Source organism: Stenotrophomonas sp. YJH_SMC_43 (assembly GCF_059372535.1).
Map to the genome: position 1 here is coordinate 713333 of NZ_JCAFVQ010000003.1, position 16191 is coordinate 729523.

Here is a 16191-nt window from a genome sequence, read left to right on the forward strand (position 1 = left end):
GTCGGGCCCGGCGACCTCCCCCACATACGTCACCGTCCAGTGGCGTACGCGACATGTCGTGACTGTAAACGCATACATGCAACGTCGGTTGCGGTAGATTACGCACCCACAGGGGGGAGGCCCGGTCGATACATCACGGCCGGCCACCAAGGAATGGAGTCTTGCTTTGAATCAACCACCACCGCTCAGCCGTCCGGTCTACATCCCCAACCATCTGGTCTGGGCGATCCTGACGACGCTGTTCTGCTGCCTGCCGTTGGGCGTGGTGTCGATCGTCTATGCCTCCCAGGTCGATGGCCGCCGCGCGGCCGGCGACCTGCCGGGGGCCTACAGCGCGTCGCGCAAGGCGGGCTGGTGGGCGGTGGCTTCGGCCGTGGCCCTGCCAGTCCTGTTGCTGTTGTGGTTCGGGCTGTTCGGCGGCTTGGCCGTACTGGGCGCTCTTTCCGACCAATGATTCACCACCACCACCCATCAAGGAGCTTGAACCCATGAATACCGCTACTCCGCAGGTCCCGAACAACCTGGTCTGGGCGATCCTGACCACCCTGTTCTGCTGCCTGCCGGCCGGCATCGTGTCGATCGTCTACGCCGCCCAGGTCAACGGCAAGCTGGCCGCTGGCGACATCGCCGGCGCCCAGGATTCGGCTGCCAAGGCCAAGAAGTGGGCCATCTGGTCGGCCATCGCCTGGGTCGTCGTGGTCGTGCTGTACGTGCTGTTCTTCGTTGTGCTCGGCGGCATGGGCGCGATGAGCAACAGCAGCTACTGATACGCCTGGACGGATCCGGCGCCTGCGCCGGATCCGTTGTTGCATGTCCGCGCTTCCCGCTCGTTCCCGACTCGCCCGCTGGGCACCGCTGCTGGTTTCCGCCGGCCTGGCCGTGGGTGCCACGGTGGTCCTGCGCAACGTCAATCCGTATGTCGCCGGCAATCCGTTGCCGAGCTGCCCGCTCTACGCCCTGACCGGCCTGTACTGCCCGGGCTGTGGCAGCACGCGCTGCCTGTATTCCCTGGTCCACTTCGACCTGCCCGGCGCGATGGCGATGAACCCGCTGCTGGTCATCAGCCTGCCGTTCCTGTTGCTGATGCTGCTGAACATCGCCGGCATCCGCCCACGCGCGCTCGACCCGCTGATGCGGGTACTGGCCAATCCCGTGTTCTGGCTCTGGGTGCTGCCCGGGTATGCGCTGCTGCGCAACCTGCCGTGGGCACCGTTCACTGCACTGGCACCGGTCTAGGTTTCCAGCCAACGGCGCAGCCCCCCGTGGTGGGCGGCGTTCGTCGATCATGGGGTTGGCCGGGCGGGATGGGTTTGCGGGGGACGCCGTGAATCCGTCCGTGGAGGCTTGTCCGCGGCTTGCTCGTGTGCGCTGTCCTGCGCGCACGGCAAGACCAGGGTTGGGCGTCCTGCCCAACCCGCCCGAGGCATGCCTCGGACCCATGCCGCGGACACCCCCTCAAACCCATCCCGCCCGGCCACGGACAGTTTCCGTGTCCGTCCACCACGGAAAAGAAAGAGAAGATCAAAAGCGGATCGCTTCGCTCCGCATCCACGCATGGCGTGGATCTACCGTGTCGACCAAGGTCGACACCCACCGGCAGTCGCAGTTGACCCACCGTCACCGGGAAACTGTCGGGGGTGGGGCGGTGTGGGGCCGCAGGACCGTTGGCGCCATGGATGGCGCCATCGAGCCCCCAGGGACGGGTTTACGGCGTGTCCTGCAGCCCCACACCGCCCCGCCCAACCCTCAGCAACCCAGAGCCGCTTTGGCTTTGGCTTTGGCTTTGGCCTCTGCAGGTGCAGGGCTGCAAGCCCTGCAAAGCAACTACGTCACCCAGCCTGCAATCACCAGCAGGGCGAGGATCGCCAGCCACAGCAGCAGCATCCGCCACACCAGGCTCATCGCATCACGCAGGTCCGGCAGCCGCTGCCACACCGGCAACAGCCCGGCCTCGGTGTAATCGTGCGCGTCCTCACGCAGCTCGGCGTTGACGCTGGCCCGCGCCACCGCGCCCAGGAACCCGATGTTGCCGGCCAGGCGCTCGCCATGGGCCTGGCGCCAGGCCTTCCACGCCGTATCGAAGTTGCCCACCAGCGCCATCGAGAACGCCATCAACTGCGCCACCGGCCATTCGATCCAGCCCAGCAGGCGCTGCGCCAGCGCCAGCGGCTCCACCGGCACGCGGGCACGCATCGGGCTTTCCGCCATCAATGCCAGCAGGCGATAGCCCAGCGCACCGGCCGGGCCCAGCAGCAGGAACCAGAACAGCACCGCGAACCAGCGCCGCAGTGCATTGAGCACGGTCGCCTCGACCAGCGAGGGCACGTCCTCGCGCAGGCTGCCCCCGGCCGACTGCAGGTTGCGCACGGCCGCCTGTCGTGTCGCCGCGTCATCGGCATCGATGATGGCCTCGATATCGCGGTCCAGGTCGCGTGGCCCCCAGCACCAGGCCAGCACGCCCACGCCCAGCAACAGCGACGGCAGACCGAACAGCACCCCGCGCAGCAGCCACGCCAGCAGCGCCATCAGCAGCAGCGGCGGCAGCAATGCCAGGGCCACGCCTGCCGGACCCTGCCAGGCCTTGCCGCCGCGCGCGTCCAGCCAGCCCAGCCAGCGCCGGAAGCCGTCGAAACGGCGCAGCGAGGCGGCAGCGGCCGGGGCAACATGGCCCAGGGCCAGTGCCACCAGCACGGCGGCCAGAGTGGTGAACATGGCAGGTCTCCCTACGAAACAGAACGCTCGGCGCCGCTACCTTACCTGTCGCAGCGGCGCCCTCAGCGGTGAACCGGACTGTAACCCGGGCCGTGTTCAGGTGGCGGCAATACAGCTGCCACGAACGGACCGGCAGCGGTTCGGGTTCAGCCCTTACTGCTGGCGGTACCAGTGTTCGATCAGGCCGCGCGAAATCGAGATCGGCGGCGACAGGCGGATGCCCTGGCCATCGTCCTCCACATCGCGTGCCAGTGCCGCGCCCACCTCGTCGGCGCTGAACCAGCGCGCGTCTTCCAGCTCGCCATCCACGGTCGGCAGGTCATCCTGCGCCTGTGCACGGAAACCGATCATCAGCGCGCCCGGGAACGGCCACGGCTGCGAGCCGAGGTACTGGCAGGCGGTCACCCGCACCTTGCTCTCCTCGTGCACTTCGCGCACCACGGTCTGCTCGAAGGTCTCGCCGGGTTCGACGAAGCCGGCCAGCACCGAGTAACGCCGCGGTGCCCAGTTGGACTGCCGGCCCAGCAGCAGCCGGCCCTGGTTTTCCACGGCGACGATCACGGCGGGATCGACACGCGGGTAGTGCTCGGTGGAACACTGCGCGCAACGACCGACGAAACCCCCACGGGCAAACGCCACGGCGCCGCCGCACACACCGCAGAAGCGGGTGCGCGAATGCCAGTAGGACATGCCGCGGGCATAGCTGAAGGCGGTCGCATCGGCCATCGACCACAGCAGAGCGGCCTGGCGCAGGTCGAGGCGACGTGGTGCGGTGACCGTGACGCCGGCGGCTTCAACCGAGAACCACGCTTGTTCCCCGCGCAGGCCGAGGAAGATCGCGGAGCCGGGACCACCACCGATGTCGGCGCCGGTCAGCGCCAGCGGCTGGTCGTCATCGCCGGTGAAGGCGCTGCCGTCCTGATCGAGCACGAGAATGCGCGCACCCGGCCACAGGCGCGCCAGTGCATCGGCATCGTCGCGCAGGGCATCGGCGCGCTCCAGCGGTTCGCCAACGAAGGCGAAACCGGAAAGCGGCGAAGAAGTATTGGGCATCCGGCAAGCGTGCCGCCAATCGATGCGGGTGGCAAGGTCGGCGCTGTGCGCAATCTGCTGTTGTGGGCTGGAGGGCACAGAGCATCCACGCATGGCGTGGATCTACTGATCCGCTCTGGTAGGTGCCAACCTTGGTTGGCACATCCTGGCCACAGGGCTCTTACATGCTGAAGCTGCTGCCGCAGCCGCAGGTGGTCTTCGCGTTCGGGTTGCGAATCACGAACTGCGCACCGGTCAGGCTCTCGGTGTAATCCACCTCGGCGCCCATCAGGTACTGCAGGCTCAGCGGGTCGACCAGCAGGGTCACCCCGCTGGTCTGTACCGCCAGGTCGTCCTCGGCACGGTTCTCGTCGAACTCGAACCCGTACTGGAAGCCCGAACAGCCACCGCCTTCGATGTACACGCGCAGGGCCAGGTCGGGGTTGCCCTCTTCCTGGATCAGGGATTTGACCTTGGCGGCCGCCGACTCGGTGAAGTTCAGCGGGCGCTCCAGCGACTGGTAATCGGGCGCGGCAACCGGGGTGGTGCCGGGCAGGGAGACTAGCGTGCTCATGCCGTCAGCATGGGGGTGCCGACGATGGCTTTCAAGCCATCGCCTCGGCCAGCTTGCGGCGTGCGGCGGTGTCACCCTTGCCACCATTGGCCTCTTCGCCTTCCGGAGCCGGCAGGGCGGCCATCGGGGCGCTGGCATGGATCAGGCGACCGTTCAGCTGGGCGCCCGCATTCATCTCCACCACCTGGTAATGGACGTTGCCATTGACCCGTGCGCTCGGGGTCAGTTCGACCTTCTCGGTGGCATGCACGTCGCCGTCCAGACGGCCACTGATGACCACCACCTGGGCACGGATCTCGCCCTCGATCACGCCATGCTCGGCGACCGTCAGGGTCGCGCCACTGGCGCCTTCGGCGGCGATCACCTTGCCATGGATGCGGCCTTCCACATACAGGCCCCCACTGAATTCCACATCACCGCGGATCACCACCTGGTTGCCGATCAGGGCATCCACCACCAGCTGGCCTTCACGGTTGGATTTGCTGCTTCCGAACATCTGCCTACTCCCCTTTGCTGGCCGGCGCACCGGCCTGTTTCCAGTCGAATACCTGGGTGGTACCCCCCGTACCACTCCCCAATGTCACCCGCACGCGTTGCGGGGTGAAGTCAGCCGGCAGCATCACGCTGCCGGTGAGCTGCTGGAAGTACCGGAACGAGTAATCCTGTCCCGGCACCTTGCTGCGCTGGTGCAGATCATCCCAGCTGATCGTGGCCAGCTTGCCGTTCTTGACGCCTTCCACGGTGAAGCGCATCTGCCCCTGGCTGATGGCACCGCGGTTGAGGTTCTGGGTCAGCACGGCGGTGTACTGCCAGGTGCCGGCCGCTTCCGGGCTGAACTCGATCGAATGGGTATTCAGGCCCTTGCGCTGGCTGGTGGAGCCCACCAGGCGCTCATAGAAGGCGACGTCGGCACGCAGGCCGGCGATTTCCTCATCGCGCTCGGCCAGCGAGGACTGCACCTCGGTGTTGGCGGCGCGGCTGATGCGGTCGGAGGCTTCCAGCGTGGCCTGCTTCTGGCGCAATTCGGTCAGCTGCGCCTGCAACGTCTCGGCACGCTTCTCGGCAGCCTGCAGGCGCTGGCCCTGGGCGTCGCGCGGCGTGGCCATCCAGCAGCCACCCAGCACGGCCAGTACCAGGCTGAGCAGCCAGATGCCGCCGATCACCAGCAGGCGGCGACGGTCGGCCGGCGGTTGTGGCGCGCCAGGCAGGCGGACCTGCACGCGCATGGGAGGACGGTTGGTCATGGGTGGATTCCGGGGCATCGCGAGGGCGACACCGGTACGGCCCCTGTGGCAAACGACGCGCTAGTGTATGACAGGACGGGTGGGTTTCCTGCGCAGTGGCGAGCCACGGTCTGTGGCGTTCAGGCATGCCATCGTCGATAGTGTGGTCCCCTGCACAGTTCCGTCGCCGGAGCATCGCCATGACCGAAGCCCACCTGTTCGTGATCGGCATCCTGCTGGCCTGGCTGGCCGGCATCCGCGTCTACCTCACCGTGTTCGGTGTCGGCCTGGCCGGCCTGCTCGGCTGGGTCGACCTGCCGCCGGCCCTGCAGGCCACTGAATCGTGGTGGGTGCTGGGCACCTCGGCGGCGCTGGCGGTGACCGAATTCTTCGCCGACAAGATTCCCGGCGTCGACTCGGCGTGGGATCTGGTGCAGACCCTGGCACGTGTGCCAGCGGGGGCTTTCCTCGCCGCCGCCACGCTGTCGCCGGATGGGCAGCTGGGCACCGGTGCGCTTGCCGCCGGCGCCGGTGTGGCGCTGGCCAGTCATGGCCTGAAGGCCGGCACCCGCGCTCTGCTCAATACCTCGCCCGAGCCTGCCAGCAACTGGGTGGCCTCCGCCGCCGAGGACACCGTGGTGGTCGGTGGCCTGGCCCTGGCCCTGGCACACCCGTGGATCGCGCTGATCGTGGTGCTGGCCTGCAGCCTGGCCGGTGCGCTGCTGGTGTGGCTGGTCTGGCGCGCACTGTGGAAGGGCGTGCGCTGGCTGGCACGCGGTGCGTCGCCCGACAGTCCACGCCAGCCCGGTACCGGTTGATCGCCGGGCTTGTCGCATAATGGACGCGAACACCAGGAGCACCGATGGCCGCAAACGAATCCCCCGCGGGCGCCCGCCCGGGACGCGCTGAATCCCCTCCGGCCGATCATTGGCAACGCTGGACGGCTGAATCGGCGAGCGCCGTCGCCGCAGCGCCGGCAGCAGTTCCGCCGCTGGCAGCCTCCGACGCACCCGCATCGATCGGCAGCGCACCACCGCCGCTGCCGGGTCCGGGCATGCTGGCCGAGGCTGGCAACAACGACCAGGCACCGCCGACCTCCGATTCGCCCTACCGCGTGCTGATCGTCGAGGACGACCGCGCGCAGGCCCTGTTCGCACAGAGCGTGCTGCATGGCGCCGGCATGCAGGCCATCGTGCACAGCGATGCCGACGGTGCGCTGCAGGCGATCAAGGAACATCGCCCCGACCTGATCCTGATGGACCTGCACCTGCCCGGCCTGGACGGCATGCGCCTGACCGCGCTGATCCGCCAGCAGCCTGGCCTGCAGTTGCTGCCGATCGTGTTCCTGAGCGGCGATCCGGACCCGGAGCGCCAGTTCGAAGTGCTCGACAGCGGCGCCGACGATTACCTGAGCAAGCCGATCCGGCCGCGCCACCTGATCGCCGCCGTGGCCAACCGCATCCGTCGCGCACGTGCGCAGGCAGCAACCCTGCCCGGTGCAACCGGCGCACCGGCCACCAGCAATCCGGAAACCGGCCTGCCGACGCGTCACCACGTGCTGCAGCAGCTCAATGCCGCCCTCGCCCATCGCGACCGGGGTGGCGTGTTCTTCGTTGAAGTGGCCAGCGCGCTGGGCCTGCGCGAACGCTATGGCTACGCCGCCTTCGAGCGCCTGATGGTGCAGGCCGGGCAGCGCCTGGCCGAGGCCGGCCATCCGCACCTGCTGGCACGCCTGAACGACAACAGCTTCCTGCTGCTGGCCCGCAATACTGATGAAGACAGCCTGGAAAGCATCGCCGCGACCCTGCGTGAGCAGCTCTCGGCGCGCGCCTTCGTGATCCGCGACGATGAATCGGTGCACCTGCGCGGCGTGGTGGGTTACGCGCCGCTGTCGCCGGGCTTCGACGATGCCAACGCTGCACTGGAAGCGGTCGAGCGCACCACCCTGCAGGCGCGCCTGCTCAGCGCCGGCGTGGCGGGCCACGTGCACCGCCAGGCCGTCACCGAACAGGAACACCTGGCACTGCTGGAAGGCCAGCTGGAGCTGGCCTATCAGCCGATCGTCGCCGTCGCCGGTGGCAACACCGCGCAGTACCAGCTGCTGCTGCGCCTGCGCCAGGCCGATGGCACGGTGCTGGCGGCCGGCCAGGTGATTCCCGCCGCCGAGGCGGCAGGCCGCATCGCCGACCTCGACCAGCAGGTGATGGACCATGCGCTGGGCCTGCTGGACCTGTACCGGCACGCAACGCAGCCGCTGAACCTGTTCGTCTCGCAGTCGCTGCGCACGCTGCAGCGCGATGCCTTTGGCGACTGGCTGCTGGAATCACTGCAGCAGCGTGACCTGCCCGGCAGTGCGCTGGTGATCGACGTGCGCCTGCCCGACGCGCTGATCCATACCGTGCCGCTGCAGCAGTTCTGCCAGCGCATGGCCGGCGCCGGCGTGCGCTTCTGCCTGAGCCAGTTCGAGCCCAGCGGCGAAGCCGATGCACTGCTGACCCAGCTGCCGCTGTCGTTCGTGCGCATGGCCGCGCGCTTCTCCAGCAGCCATTCCAACCCAGCCACGCGCGAGGAACTGCGCAAGGCGATCGAACAGGCGCATGCGGCCGGGCTCCAGATCATCGGCCAGCAGATCGAAGACCCGCAGGCCGCGGCCGCGATGTGGGTCGGCGGCGTCGATTACATCCAGGGCAACATGGTGCAGTCGGCCGGCAGCGACCTGAACTTCGACTTCCACAACGCGGTGCTCTGACGTGCCGCTGTGGGGCGTGCTGCTGGTTGCCCTTGCCGCGGCCACCATGGCGCTGCTGTTGGGCCTGCGCCTGCGCACGCGCAGCCGGGCACTGGCCCGGCTGCAGCGCGAGCACAGCGCGCTGGCCGCCGACCGCGACCAGCTGCGCCATACCACCGAACGCCAGGGCCAGCTGGAACAGCAGCTGCTGCAGGCCAAGCAGGCCGCCGAAGCGGCCGTGCTGGCCAAGGGCGAGTTCCTGGCCACGATGAGCCACGAGATCCGCACCCCGCTCAACGGCATCCTGCCGATGCTGGAGCTGATCGCGCGCGGGCCGCTGGGCGAGGACCAGCGGCAGATGCTGGCCACCGCTTCGGCCAGTTCACAGCAGCTGCTGCGCATCGTCGACGACATCCTCGACTACTCCCGGCTGGAAGCACAGGCGCTGGAACTGGAGATCACCAGCTTCAACCTGCGCGACCTGCTCGATGGCGTGGTGCAGCTGATGCAGCGCGCCGCCGACGCCAAGGGCCTGGTGCTGGGCCTGCAACTGGATCCTTCGGTGCGCCTGCCGGTGCGCGGCGACCCGGTGCGCCTGCGCCAGGTGCTGAGCAACCTGCTGGCCAACGCAATCAAGTTCACCGCCCGCGGCCAGGTGCAGCTGCGCGTGCTGCGGCTGGGCGAAGGTGCCGCGCAGCACCAGCTGCGCTTCGAGATCATCGATACCGGCATCGGCATCGACGACACGCTGCAGGCACGCCTGTTCCAGTCCTTCAGCCAAGCCGACGCATCCACCACCCGCATCTACGGCGGCACCGGCCTGGGCCTGGCCATCTGCAAGCGCATCATCGACCTGATGCACGGGCAGATCGGCGTGCAGTCCACGCCTGGCCAGGGCGCTACGTTCTGGTTCGAGATCCCGCTGCTGAAGGTTCCTGGCGACCTGCCGGCGATGGCGCGCGCGCCAGCACCGCTGCTGCTCTTCAGTGCCGATGCAACGCTGCGGGCACGCATCGAGCGCATCGCGGCCCATCATGGCCTGCTGGTGCACGCCATGGCGCAGCTCGATGCCGTGGTCGAGCGCCTGCGCGCGGTGCCGAGGCCGGGGCAACCGGCGCCGGCCTGGCTGCTGGTCGATGCACGTGCGCGCCGCATCCGTGAAGCGACGCTGCAACAGGCGTTGGCCGAACGTGGCGAGGACGATGCCCTGCAGGTGCTGTGGCTGCAGGACGATACCCTTCCGGCACGCCCGCGCCAGCGGCAGCTACCCTCGCATTTCGACGACGCTGCGCTGCATGCACTGCTGGCTGTACCGGTCGCGCATGCGCGCCCTGCCGCGCTGCTGGCCAACGCCGAACAGGGGCAGCCCACGCCCACGCTGCCGCCGTTGCACCAGCGCGTGCTGCTGGTGGAAGACAACACGGTCAACCGGATGGTGGCCGAGCATCTGCTGCGCGTATTCCAGTGCGAGGTGCGCAATGCCGCCGATGGCGAGCAGGCGCTGGCCGCCCTTCGCGAAGGCGGCGTGGACGTGGTGCTGATGGATTGCCAGATGCCGGTGCTGGACGGCTACGCCGCCACGCGCCACTGGCGTGCGGAAGAAGCGGAAACCGGGCGCACGCGGTTGCCGATCATCGCGATGACGGCCAACGCCATGGCCGGTGATCGCGAGCGCTGCCTGCAGGCCGGCATGGACGACTACCTGTCCAAGCCGATCGCACGTGCCACGCTGCATGCGCTGTTGCAGCGCTGGGGTGGCGGGAAGGCTGCATCACCTGGACAGCCTTCCGTAGAGCCGAGCCATGCTCGGCTGACGGCCAATTGCAGTCGCACGCCATCAGCCGAGCATGGCTCGGCTCTACAGAATCCGGAAAAGCAGGTGGCGCCAGCACCGCAACCGGTACTGGACCGCGACGTGCTGGACGAACTGCACGCGGTAATCGGCGATACCGCCCTCCAGATCGTCTCGGTGTTCCTGGAGGATGCGCCGGCGATGGTGCAGCAGCTGCAGCAGGCCGCGCAGAACGGCGACGAGCCCCGCCTGCAGGCGGTCGCGCACAGCCTGAAATCATCAAGCGCGAACGTGGGGGCCTTGTCGCTGTCGGCGGTGGCGCAGCGGATCGAACATGAGGCCCGCAGCGGCAGCCTGCAGCGCCCCGCCGTAGCGGTAGCGCTGCTGGTTGCCGAATTCGCCCGTGCGCGCGTGGCACTGACGGGCTACCTGGCACAGCATCGCGCCGGCCAGGCCGGCTGAGTCAGTCTTCCAGCTTGCTCAGCAGGTACTTCGGCTCGCCGATGCGCTCGATCAGGTCGAGCTGGGTTTCCAGCCAGTCGATGTGCTCTTCTTCCGAGTCGAGGATCTTCACGAACAGCTGGCGGCTGACGTAGTCACCCACCGAATCGGAATAGGCCACGGCCTCGCGCAGGGTGACCACGCCATCGCGTTCCAGCGACAGGTCGCACTGCAGGATCTCGGTCGGGTTCTCGCCGATGCGCAGCTTGCCCAGCGCCTGGAAGTTCGGCAGGCCTTCAAGGAACAGGATGCGGTCGGCGAGCATGTCGGCATGCTTCATCTCGTCGATCGATTCCTTGTACTCATGTTCGGCCAGTTCCTTGATGCCCCAGTTCTTCAGCATCTTGGCGTGCAGGAAGTACTGGTTGATCGCGGTCAGCTCGTTGTAGAGGACCTTGTTGAGGAATTCGATGACCTTGGTGTCGCCCTTCATGGGGATGCTCCTGCACGCTGAAAACGCAGGCACTTTAACGCCTTGCGTGCGGTCGTGAAGGAACGCGAATCGTGCGCATTGGCCTATGCGGCCACGCGTGAAGGATGCGGAAGCGCGGCGTCAACGCGCCGCGAAAGAGGCGTCAGGCGACCTGGGCCAGACCGAGGACCGGCAGCGGCAGATCGTGGGTGGCACGTGCCTTGGCCAGCAGGTCGCCGGCCATGTCCAGGCAGGAACCGCAGGTCGCGCCACAACCGGTACGCATGGTCAGCTCGGCCACCGTGCTGACGCCATTGCTGGCGGCTTCGCGGATCTGGTGGTCGGTGACTCCGTTGCAGATGCAGACGTACACAGGCGTGAACCGGGCTGACAGGCCAAGAGTGGCCTGTTGGCTATTCCAATGGAAACGAGAATGGTTGTCAATCAGAGACCTGAACCATTCTCGATACGGTTCAGAGTGCGATCGAATACAACAGGGCCAGCACCGGCGTACTGAAGAACATGGTCAGCCAGTGCAGGCCACCGCCTGCCGCCCTCAGGCGCAGCAGGTAGTCCGCCAGATACAGGGCACCGGCACAGTTCACCAGGATGAGGACCATGCCCAGCCCAAGCGGGATCGTTGCGCTGCCGCCAAGCACCACCACGCCCAACGCCATCCAGGGCAGGCTGGCCAGCCGGACAACCAGGCCCTGCTGGAGATACCCGGCGGGGACGCGTTGTGACGGATCGACCCGCGGCCTGCGCGGCCTCCCCATCAAACCGCCCCCGGCTCACCCTTGGCCTTGCGCGGCCAGTAGCCACCGCGCTTGGGCGTGCGCTTGCGGGGCCTGTCGTGGCCGGCAGCGTGACCCGGCATCCAGGCCTCCGCAGCGCTCTTGGGCATGGCGGTGACGCCCTGCCCGGCCACCCCGCGCGCCAACGGCGCCAGATGTCGCAGAGCGCGCGCATAGACGCCACGCTTGAACATCACCACGTGCTCCACCGGGTACCAGAAGTCCACCCAGCGCCAGTGGTCGAACTCGGGTGAATCGGTATGGTCCAGCTGCACATGTGATTCGTCGCCGGTCAGGCGCAGCAGGAACCAGACCTGCTTCTGGCCGATGCAGACCTGCCGCTCATTGCGGCGGATGGCCCGCGCCGGCAGCTTGTAGCGCAGCCAGCCGGGCGTCGCCCCGAGCACTTCCACGTGCTCAGGCAGCAGGCCGGTCTCTTCCTGCAGTTCACGATACATGGCCTCGACAGGCGTCTCGTCGGTGTTCATGCCACCCTGCGGGAACTGCCAGCCGTCCCGGCGCACACGTCGTGCCCAGAACACCTGGCCGTCCTGCCGCATCAGCACAATGCCGACGTTCGGTCGATAGCCGTCCGGATCGATCACGATGCGGACTCCTAAGAAAATCTACTGGTCGGGACTATCCCATGCCCTCTGTCGACCCACAAGCACGACACAAAAGTGTTGACAGGGTCGATACACATCCGCAGAATAGCGGGCTCACCAAGGCTATGTAGCTCAGCCGGTTAGAGCACAGCACTCATAATGCTGGGGTCGGTGGTTCGAGTCCACCCATAGCCACCACACTGAAAATCAAGTTGTTTTTCAGTGTGAAAAGTGAGAAAATAGTTGCACGTTTTGCCCCGTCGCCAAGCGGTAAGGCACCTGACTCTGACTCAGGCATTCGGTGGTTCGAATCCATCCGGGGCAGCCAAACAAAAAAGAAAAAAGCCTGATCGAAAGATCAGGCTTTTTTCTTTTTTGTTGGGTCACGCATCCCACCTTATCCCCGCGCCTGCCGGCCCCCCCCCCCCCCCCCCCCCCCCTTGAACAACAAGGGGTTGCTCTCCAGAGAGATCCGGGATCGGATCCTTTTTCAGAGAAAAGGCTCCACCCCCTTCTGACATGTGAAGCCACGGGTAGTACCGACCGCTGGCCGGCAACCTGGGAATGCATGACCCCGAAACGACAAAAGCCCGGCCGAAGCCGGGCTTTTGCTTTTCCATCCAGCGGGCTCCCGAAGGAGCCCAACCAGGCGCGGTAGATCAGCGCTTGGAGAACTGGGTGGCGCGGCGGGCCTTGTGCAGACCGACCTTCTTACGCTCGACTTCACGGGCGTCACGGGTCATGAAGCCGGCCTTGCGCAGCTCGGACTTCAGGGTTTCGTCGTACTCGACCAGAGCACGGGCGATGCCCAGACGGATCGCACCGGCCTGGCCGGTGGTGCCGCCGCCAGCGGCGGTGACCAGGATGTCGAAGCTTTCGGTGTTCTTGGTCAGCTCGAGCGGCTGGCGCACGATCATGCGCGCAGTCTCACGACCGAAGAACTCGTCCAGCGGACGGCCGTTGACGGTGATGTTGCCCGAACCCTTGCGCAGGAACACGCGAGCGGTGGAGGACTTGCGGCGGCCAGTGCCGTAGTTTTGAGTGATAGCCATGATTAGATATCCAGAACCTGCGGCTGCTGTGCGGCGTGCGGATGCTCAGTGCCGGCGTAGACCTTGAGCTTGCGGTACATCTGGCGACCCAGCGGGCCCTTCGGCAGCATGCCCTTCACGGCGATCTCGATCACGCGCTCCGGGTGGCGCTCCAGCGCCTGTGCCAGGGATTCGGTCTTCAGGTTGCCGATGTAACCGGTGAAACGGTGATACATCTTGTCCTGCAGCTTCTTGCCGGTGACGGCAATCTTTTCTGCATTGATGACGACCAGGTAGTCGCCGGTATCAACGTGCGGGGTGTAGACCGGCTTGTGCTTGCCGCGCAGACGGCGGGCCAGCTCGGTGGCGAGACGGCCCAGGGTCTTGCCCTCGGCGTCGACGAGGTACCAGTCGCGCTGGACGGTCTCGTTCTTGGCAGTGAAAGTGCTCATGAAGAACTCTAGGTTAGGTCGGGCTCATTGCGGCGAAAGGCTCACCGGAACTCTGCCACGCGTTGTGAAAAGGTGAAGCGTAAGAGGCGGGATTGTACGCAGGTCAGACCCCCGTTGCAAGCCGGCCCCTGACCGGGTTGGCAGGGGGACGGGGCCGGGCGAGAATCGCGGGGTCTTCCGCCCCACCGTGTACCGCCATGACCGTGCTCCGCCAGATCACCCCGCTGGACCACCTGCTGACCGAGGCGCAGCGCGCCCTGGACACGGTGTTCGGCAACCCGCCGGCGGCCCGTCCCTACCCGGCTGCGGACACCGACGAGCCGGGCATGGACAGCACTGAACGCCGCCATGCGGCCGGGCTGATGCGGATCAACCATGTCGGCGAGGTCTGCGCGCAGGGCCTGTACTTCGGCCAGGCCGCCGTGGCCCGCGACCCGGCCACGCGTGAACACCTGCTGGAAGCGGCCCAGGAAGAGACCGACCACCTGGCCTGGTGCGCCACCCGCCTGGGCGAACTGGACAGCCGTCCGAGCCTGTTCAACCCGCTCTGGTATGCCGGCAGCTACACCATCGGCACCCTGGCCGGGCTGCGTGGCGACGGCTGGAACCTGGGCTTCGTGGTCGAAACCGAGCGCCAGGTGGAAGCCCATCTGGACGAGCACCTGGTCGACCTGCCGGCCAGCGACCTGCGCAGCCGCGCGGTCATCCAGGTGATGAAGGAAGACGAGGCCCGCCATGCGGAGCACGCCGAGCAGGCCGGCGCACGCCGCCTGCCGTTCCCGATCCCGGGCGCGATGGCGCTGGCATCGAAGGTGATGAAGCACATCGCTTACCGCATTTGAAGGGTTGTCCGCACCAACGGCGTGGGCCTACCAAGAGGTGCGGCGGGGCCTGACGGTGGGGCGCGACCGTTGGTCGGGCCATCAATCAGTTCGGCGACACCAGCTTCAGGCCGATCACACCGGCCACGATCAGGCCCACGCAGGCCAGGCGGGCCGGCGATGCGCTGTCGTTGAACAGGTAGATGCCCAGCACCGCCACGCCCATGGCGCCGATACCGGTCCAGATCGCGTAGGCCGTGCCGACCGGGATGCTCTTCATCGCCTGGCTCATCAGGTACAGGCTGATCAGCGCGGACACGACCGTGGCAGCAGTGGGAAGGGGTTTGCTGAAGCCTTCGGAGTACTTCATTCCGAGGGCGAAACCAATCTCGAACAGGCCGGCCAGCAGCAGGTAGATCCAGGGCATGGGTGGGGGCTCCTTACCTTTTTGAGAAAAACGAAACGGCCCGGTGTTTTCACACCGGGCCGTGGGTCGGTACATCACCGTGGAACCACGTCGCTTGCGCGACACCAGTTCCACGGGGCGGGTCGTCCCGCCTGGGCGGCGATGCCTGCCGGCATCGCGCATGGGGCTTACTCGGACAGGTTCCGGCCGTGGAACAGCTCTTCGATCTCGCGCTTGAGCAGCGCTTCGATCTTCATGCGTTCCTTGAACGACAGGTTCTTGGCCTTTTCCTCGAACAGGTACTGGTCCAGGTCGAAGTCCTTCAGGTGCATCTTCGTGTGGAAGATGTTTTCCTGGTAGACGTTGACGTCGAACATCTCGTAACGCGACTTGATGTTCTTGGCCAGGAAGTTCTGGATCGAGTTGATCTTGTGATCGATGTAGTGCTTCTTGCCCTTCACATCGCGGGTGAAGCCACGGACGCGGTAGTCCATGATCACGATGTCCGACTCGAGGCTTTCGATCAGGTAGTTCAACGCCTTCAACGGCGAAATGACGCCGCAGGTGGCCACGTCGATGTCGGCGCGGAAGGTGGCGATACCTTCCTGCGGGTGCGTTTCCGGATAGGTGTGCACGGTGATGTGCGACTTGTCCATGTGCGCGACCACAGCGTCGGAGATCAGCTCCTTGCCGGCCTGCTTCTTGTCGATCACCGGTTCTTCGGAGATCAGGATGGTCACCGAGGCACCCTGCGGGTCGTAGTCCTGGCGGGCCACGTTCAGGATGTTGGCGCCGATGATCTCGGCGACATCGGTCAAGATTTGAGTCAGCCTGTCGGCGTTGTACTCTTCATCGATGTATTCAATGTAACGCTGACGCTCCTCTTCGGTGCGCGCGTAACACACGTCATAGATGTTGAAGCTCAGCGCCTTGGTGAGGTTGTTGAAACCCTGCAGCCTCAGGCGAGGCAACGGCTTGACCACGGCGGTCGATTCCTGTGTAAGAAGGGAAAGGGGGAATTATGGGGCAAACTGTCCCCGGGGGGAACGTGAAGATCGCTCACATCTGGCACACTGTTTGCCCTTAACAATTGCGCTGGTTAAGCTCC

General features: G+C 66.5%; 20 protein-coding genes and 2 tRNA genes. 9 read left to right on the forward strand and 13 right to left on the reverse strand.

All coding sequences use genetic code 11. From position 1 onward, the window contains the following. The first annotated feature begins 166 nt into the window (after nt 1-166). From AC5QAH_RS15415 to AC5QAH_RS15425, 3 genes are read left to right on the forward strand one after another with little or no spacing between them, the layout of a single operon-like run. Nucleotides 167-454: a CD225/dispanin family protein gene (locus tag AC5QAH_RS15415; RefSeq protein WP_005419784.1), complete on the forward strand. Its 288-nt coding sequence runs from the start codon at nt 167-169 to the stop codon at nt 452-454. A 34-nt stretch (nt 455-488) separates the two neighbouring features. Beyond that, the gene (locus AC5QAH_RS15420; protein ID WP_010481000.1) at nt 489-767 is read left to right on the forward strand and encodes a CD225/dispanin family protein; all 279 of its coding nucleotides are present in this window, start codon (nt 489-491) and stop codon (nt 765-767) included. A 43-nt stretch (nt 768-810) separates the two neighbouring features. Then, nucleotides 811-1236: a DUF2752 domain-containing protein gene (locus AC5QAH_RS15425; RefSeq protein ID WP_010480999.1), complete on the forward strand. Its 426-nt coding sequence runs from the start codon at nt 811-813 to the stop codon at nt 1234-1236. 588 nt (nt 1237-1824) lie between these two features. Here the strand turns inward: AC5QAH_RS15425 and ampE are convergent. The 5 genes from ampE to AC5QAH_RS15450 all read right to left on the reverse strand — a co-directional run bounded on the left by ampE (nt 1825) and on the right by AC5QAH_RS15450 (nt 5562). After that, nucleotides 1825-2712: a regulatory signaling modulator protein AmpE gene (gene ampE / locus AC5QAH_RS15430; protein WP_010482632.1), complete on the reverse strand. Its 888-nt coding sequence runs from the start codon at nt 2710-2712 to the stop codon at nt 1825-1827. Between the two features lie 153 nt (nt 2713-2865). Continuing rightward, the gene (gene nudC, locus AC5QAH_RS15435; protein WP_010482633.1) at nt 2866-3765 is read right to left on the reverse strand and encodes an NAD(+) diphosphatase; all 900 of its coding nucleotides are present in this window, start codon (nt 3763-3765) and stop codon (nt 2866-2868) included. A 160-nt stretch (nt 3766-3925) separates the two neighbouring features. Next, complete coding sequence (gene erpA / locus AC5QAH_RS15440; RefSeq protein ID WP_010482634.1) at nt 3926-4318, reverse strand: iron-sulfur cluster insertion protein ErpA; 393 nt, start codon at nt 4316-4318, stop codon at nt 3926-3928. Nucleotides 4319-4349: 31 nt separating this feature from the next. Further along, entirely contained in the window at nt 4350-4814 is a 465-nt protein-coding gene (locus tag AC5QAH_RS15445; RefSeq protein WP_010482635.1) for a bactofilin family protein, read from the reverse strand. A 4-nt stretch (nt 4815-4818) separates the two neighbouring features. After that, nucleotides 4819-5562 (reverse strand): DUF6776 family protein, encoded by a 744-nt coding sequence (locus AC5QAH_RS15450; protein ID WP_005411304.1) that lies wholly within the window; start codon nt 5560-5562, stop codon nt 4819-4821. A 179-nt stretch (nt 5563-5741) separates the two neighbouring features. Between AC5QAH_RS15450 and AC5QAH_RS15455 the strand changes: the two genes are divergently transcribed. Genes AC5QAH_RS15455 through AC5QAH_RS15465 form a run of 3 tightly spaced genes read left to right on the forward strand, consistent with a single transcriptional unit; the run spans nt 5742 to nt 10523 of the window. Beyond that, nucleotides 5742-6359 carry a DUF4126 domain-containing protein gene (locus tag AC5QAH_RS15455; RefSeq protein WP_010482636.1) on the forward strand — a complete coding sequence of 206 codons (618 nt, stop codon included), beginning with the start codon at nt 5742-5744 and terminating at the stop codon, nt 6357-6359. A 44-nt stretch (nt 6360-6403) separates the two neighbouring features. Further along, nucleotides 6404-8290, forward strand: coding sequence for an EAL domain-containing protein (locus AC5QAH_RS15460; protein ID WP_010482638.1), 1887 nt, complete (start codon nt 6404-6406; stop codon nt 8288-8290). Between the two features lies 1 nt (nt 8291). Next, nucleotides 8292-10523, forward strand: coding sequence for an ATP-binding protein (locus AC5QAH_RS15465; RefSeq protein WP_329763187.1), 2232 nt, complete (start codon nt 8292-8294; stop codon nt 10521-10523). 1 nt (nt 10524) lies between these two features. On the opposite strand, the gene bfr is transcribed toward AC5QAH_RS15465, so the two are convergent. The 4 genes from bfr to AC5QAH_RS15485 all read right to left on the reverse strand — a co-directional run bounded on the left by bfr (nt 10525) and on the right by AC5QAH_RS15485 (nt 12373). Next, nucleotides 10525-10995, reverse strand: a complete 471-nt coding sequence (gene bfr, locus AC5QAH_RS15470; protein ID WP_019336610.1) for a bacterioferritin — start codon at nt 10993-10995, stop codon at nt 10525-10527. 142 nt (nt 10996-11137) lie between these two features. Continuing rightward, on the reverse strand, nt 11138-11347 hold the full coding sequence (locus tag AC5QAH_RS15475) for a (2Fe-2S)-binding protein (protein WP_019336609.1): 210 nt from the start codon (nt 11345-11347) through the stop codon (nt 11138-11140). A gap of 100 nt (nt 11348-11447) precedes the next feature. Then, entirely contained in the window at nt 11448-11750 is a 303-nt protein-coding gene (locus AC5QAH_RS15480) for a hypothetical protein (protein WP_239683694.1), read from the reverse strand. Next, nucleotides 11750-12373: an RNA pyrophosphohydrolase gene (locus AC5QAH_RS15485; RefSeq protein WP_010482644.1), complete on the reverse strand. Its 624-nt coding sequence runs from the start codon at nt 12371-12373 to the stop codon at nt 11750-11752. Before AC5QAH_RS15485 ends, AC5QAH_RS15480 begins: the two co-directional genes overlap by 1 nt. Before the next feature lie 121 nt (nt 12374-12494). On the opposite strand from AC5QAH_RS15485, the gene AC5QAH_RS15490 reads away from it, so the two are divergent. Further along, nucleotides 12495-12571: transfer RNA gene (locus AC5QAH_RS15490), tRNA-Met, on the forward strand. 55 nt (nt 12572-12626) lie between these two features. Then, nucleotides 12627-12701, forward strand: a tRNA-Gln gene (locus AC5QAH_RS15495). Between the two features lie 331 nt (nt 12702-13032). Here the strand turns inward: AC5QAH_RS15495 and rpsI are convergent. Then, nucleotides 13033-13425: a 30S ribosomal protein S9 gene (gene rpsI / locus AC5QAH_RS15500; RefSeq protein WP_005411311.1), complete on the reverse strand. Its 393-nt coding sequence runs from the start codon at nt 13423-13425 to the stop codon at nt 13033-13035. A gap of 2 nt (nt 13426-13427) precedes the next feature. Further along, nucleotides 13428-13856 (reverse strand): 50S ribosomal protein L13, encoded by a 429-nt coding sequence (gene rplM / locus AC5QAH_RS15505; RefSeq protein WP_005414692.1) that lies wholly within the window; start codon nt 13854-13856, stop codon nt 13428-13430. A 197-nt stretch (nt 13857-14053) separates the two neighbouring features. Between rplM and coq7 the strand changes: the two genes are divergently transcribed. Next, complete coding sequence (gene coq7, locus AC5QAH_RS15510; protein ID WP_109815069.1) at nt 14054-14698, forward strand: 2-polyprenyl-3-methyl-6-methoxy-1,4-benzoquinone monooxygenase; 645 nt, start codon at nt 14054-14056, stop codon at nt 14696-14698. A gap of 85 nt (nt 14699-14783) precedes the next feature. Here coq7 and AC5QAH_RS15515 read toward each other — a convergent pair whose 3' ends face one another. Together AC5QAH_RS15515 and speD are read right to left on the reverse strand one after the other, a co-directional pair. Further along, entirely contained in the window at nt 14784-15104 is a 321-nt protein-coding gene (locus AC5QAH_RS15515; RefSeq protein WP_005411314.1) for a DMT family transporter, read from the reverse strand. A gap of 167 nt (nt 15105-15271) precedes the next feature. Further along, entirely contained in the window at nt 15272-16066 is a 795-nt protein-coding gene (gene speD / locus AC5QAH_RS15520) for an adenosylmethionine decarboxylase (RefSeq protein WP_006473908.1), read from the reverse strand. Nucleotides 16067-16191: the final 125 nt, after the last annotated feature.